This window comes from Amycolatopsis tucumanensis, from assembly GCF_021654135.1.
Taxonomy (GTDB): domain Bacteria; phylum Actinomycetota; class Actinomycetes; order Mycobacteriales; family Pseudonocardiaceae; genus Amycolatopsis_E; species Amycolatopsis_E tucumanensis.
Window position 1 is genome coordinate 1,756 of sequence record NZ_JAKGSD010000115.1, and the last position, 3,370, is coordinate 5,125.

Consider the following 3,370-nt stretch of genomic DNA (forward strand, 5'->3'; position numbering starts at 1 on the left):
TTGAGGATGGGTGCTTGTTGATACGCTGTTGGGTCCTGAGGCAACACGGTGTGTTGTTTCTGGGTGTGGTGTTTGAGAATTGCAGAGTGGATGCGAGCATCTTTGTGGTCAAGTTGTTAAGGGCACATGGTGGATGTCTTGGCATCAGGAGCCGATGAAGGACGTGGGAGGCTGCGATAAGCCTCGGGGAGCTGTCAACCGAGCTGTGATCCGAGGGTGTCCGAATGGGGAAACCCAGCACCTGTTATGAGGTGTTACCCGTACCTGAATATATAGGGTATGTGGAGGGAACGCGGGGAAGTGAAACATCTCAGTACCCGTAGGAAGAGAAAACACTAGTGATTCCGTGAGTAGTGGCGAGCGAAAGCGGAGGAGGCTAAACCGTGCGCATGTGATACCTGTCAGGGGTTGTGTGTGCGGGGTTGTGGGACCCATCTTCCAGAATCTGACAGTTCTGGCATTGTGCTGCATGGCTAGTGGAACCGCCTGGGATGGTGGACCGGAGTGGGTGAGAGTCCCGTACGCGAAAGCTGTGTTGGTGTGGTGTGGTGGTGTTCCCGAGTAGCAGCGAGCTCGTGGAATTTGCTGTGAATCTGCCGGGACCACTCGGTAAGCCTAAATACTTCCTGGTGACCGATAGCGGACGAGTACCGTGAGGGAAAGATGAAAAGTACCCCGGGAGGGGAGTGAAAGAGTACCTGAAACCGTGTGCCTACAAGCCGTCAGGGCCATCTTTGTGATGGTGATGGCGTGCCTTTTGAAGAATGAGCCTGCGAGTTAGTGCTGCGTGGCGAGGTTAACCCGTGTGGGGTAGCCGTAGCGAAAGCGAGTCTGAATAGGGCGTGTGAGTCGCGTGGTCTAGACCCGAAGCGGAGTGATCTACCCATGGCCAGGCTGAAGCGAGGGTAAGACCTCGTGGAGGGCCGAACCCACCAGGGTTGAAAACCTGGGGGATGAGTTGTGGGTAGGGGTGAAAGGCCAATCAAACTCCGTGATAGCTGGTTCTCCCCGAAATGCATTTAGGTGCAGCGTCGCATGTTTCGTGGTGGGGGTAGAGCTACTGGATGGCCTAGGGGCCTTACCGGGTTACCGAAGTCAACCAAACTCCGAATACCATCACGTGAGAGTGCGGCAGTGAGACGGCGGGGGATAAGCTTCGTCGTCGAGAGGGAAACAGCCCAGAACACCGGCTAAGGCCCCTAAGTGTGTGCTTAGTGGGAAAGGATGTGGGGTCGCTTAGACAACCAGGAGGTTGGCTTAGAAGCAGCCACCCTTGAAAGAGTGCGTAATAGCTCACTGGTCAAGTGGTCCTGCGCCGATAATGTAGCGGGGCTCAAGTACACCGCCGAAGCCGTGTCAATAACACAATACATCCGCTTGGTTCTTCGGGAACCTTGTGTAGTGGTGTTGTTGGGTAGGGGAGCGTCCTGCATCCAGAGAAGCGGCCGTGGAAGCGAGTCGTGGAGGGTGTGGGAGTGAGAATGCAGGCATGAGTAGCGAATGCAGAGTGAGAAACTCTGCCGCCGGATGACCAAGGGTTCCTGGGTCAAGTTAATCTGCCCAGGGTAAGTCGGGACCTAAGGCGAGGCCGACAGGCGTAGTCGATGGACAACGGGTTGATATTCCCGTACCCGCGTATGTTCGCCCATGACGAGGCTGGTGATACTAACCACCCGAGCTGCCGGCGGCCTTCGGGCCAATGGTGGTGAGCGTGGAGCCTGAGCCAGTAGTAGTCAAGCGATGGGGTGACGCAGGAAGGTAGCTCCGCCAGTGAGTGGTTGTACTGGTGTAAGCGTGTAGCCCGGGACATAGGCAAATCCGTGTCCCATATAGGGTGAGACGTGATGCGTAGCCGTTGAGGCGAAGTAGGGTGATCCTCTGCTGCCGAGAAAAGCCTCTAGCGAGAACATGTGCGGCCCGTACCCCAAACCGACACAGGTGGTCAGGTAGAGAATACTAAGGCGGTCGGGTGAACTGTGGTTAAGGAACTCGGCAAAATGCCCCCGTAACTTCGGGAGAAGGGGGGCCAAAGCACTTGAAGCCCTTCGCGGGCTAGGGTGAGTTGGCCGCAGAGACCAGCGGAAAGCGACTGTTTACTAAAAACACAGGTCCATGCGAAGTCGTAAGACGAGGTATATGGACTGACGCCTGCCCGGTGCTGGAACGTTAAGAGGACCGGTTAGCTCCTTTGGGGCGAAGCTGAGAATTTAAGCGCCAGTAAACGGCGGTGGTAACTATAACCATCCTAAGGTAGCGAAATTCCTTGTCGGGTAAGTTCCGACCTGCACGAATGGCGTAACGACTTTCCGGCTGTCTCAACCACAGGCCCGGTGAAATTGCACTACGAGTAAAGATGCTCGTTACGCGCGGCAGGACGGAAAGACCCCGGGACCTTTACTATAGCTTGGTATTGGTTTTCGGTTCGGCTTGTGTAGGATAGGTGGGAGACTGTGAAGCGGGGACGCTAGTTCTCGTGGAGTCGTTGTTGAAATACCACTCTGGTCGGATTGGGAATCTAACCTAGGGCCCTGATCGGGTTCAGGGACAGTGCCTGGTGGGTAGTTTAACTGGGGCGGTTGCCTCCTAAAAGGTAACGGAGGCGCCCAAAGGTTCCCTCAGCCTGGTTGGCAATCAGGTGCTGAGTGTAAGTGCACAAGGGAGCTTGACTGTGAGACTGACGGGTCGAGCAGGTGCGAAAGCAGGGACTAGTGATCCGGCATCTCCTGGTGGAAGGGATGTCGCTCAACGGATAAAAGGTACCCCGGGGATAACAGGCTGATCTTGCCCAAGAGTCCATATCGACGGCATGGTTTGGCACCTCGATGTCGGCTCGTCGCATCCTGGGGCCGGAGTAGGTCCCAAGGGTTGGGCTGTTCGCCCATTAAAGCGGCACGCGAGCTGGGTTTAGAACGTCGTGAGACAGTTCGGTCCCTATCCGCCGCGCGCGTAGGAGACTTGAGGAAGGCTGTCCCTAGTACGAGAGGACCGGGACGGACGAACCTCTGGTATGCCAGTTGTCACGCCAGTGGCATGGCTGGTTAGCTACGTTCGGAAGGGATAACCGCTGAAGGCATCTAAGCGGGAAGCCTGTTCCTAGATGAGGTCTCCCACCCCTTTGTGGGTTAAGGCCCCCAAGAGACGATTGGGTTGATAGGCCAGACATGGACGCACAGTAATGTGTTTTTGAGTGGACTGGTACTAATAGGCCGAGGACTTGCCCACAAAGCTGCTACGCATCCGCTCTGCAACTCTGAAACACCACACCAGACGAAACATCTCTGGTGTTGTTTCGGAGAGTTTCGGTGGTCATGGCGGCAGGGAAACGCCCGGTCCCATTCCGAACCCGGAAGCTAAGCCTGCCAGCGCCGAT

Annotated in this window: 2 rRNA genes; both read left to right on the plus strand. The window is 56.1% G+C overall.

The features are described from left to right. Window positions 1-106 precede the first annotated feature (106 nt). Window positions 107-3,222 (plus strand): 23S ribosomal RNA (locus L2C96_RS43870). A 76-nt stretch (window positions 3,223-3,298) separates the two neighbouring features. Continuing rightward, window positions 3,299-3,370, plus strand: a 5S ribosomal RNA gene (gene rrf, locus L2C96_RS43875); the annotation flags it as partial.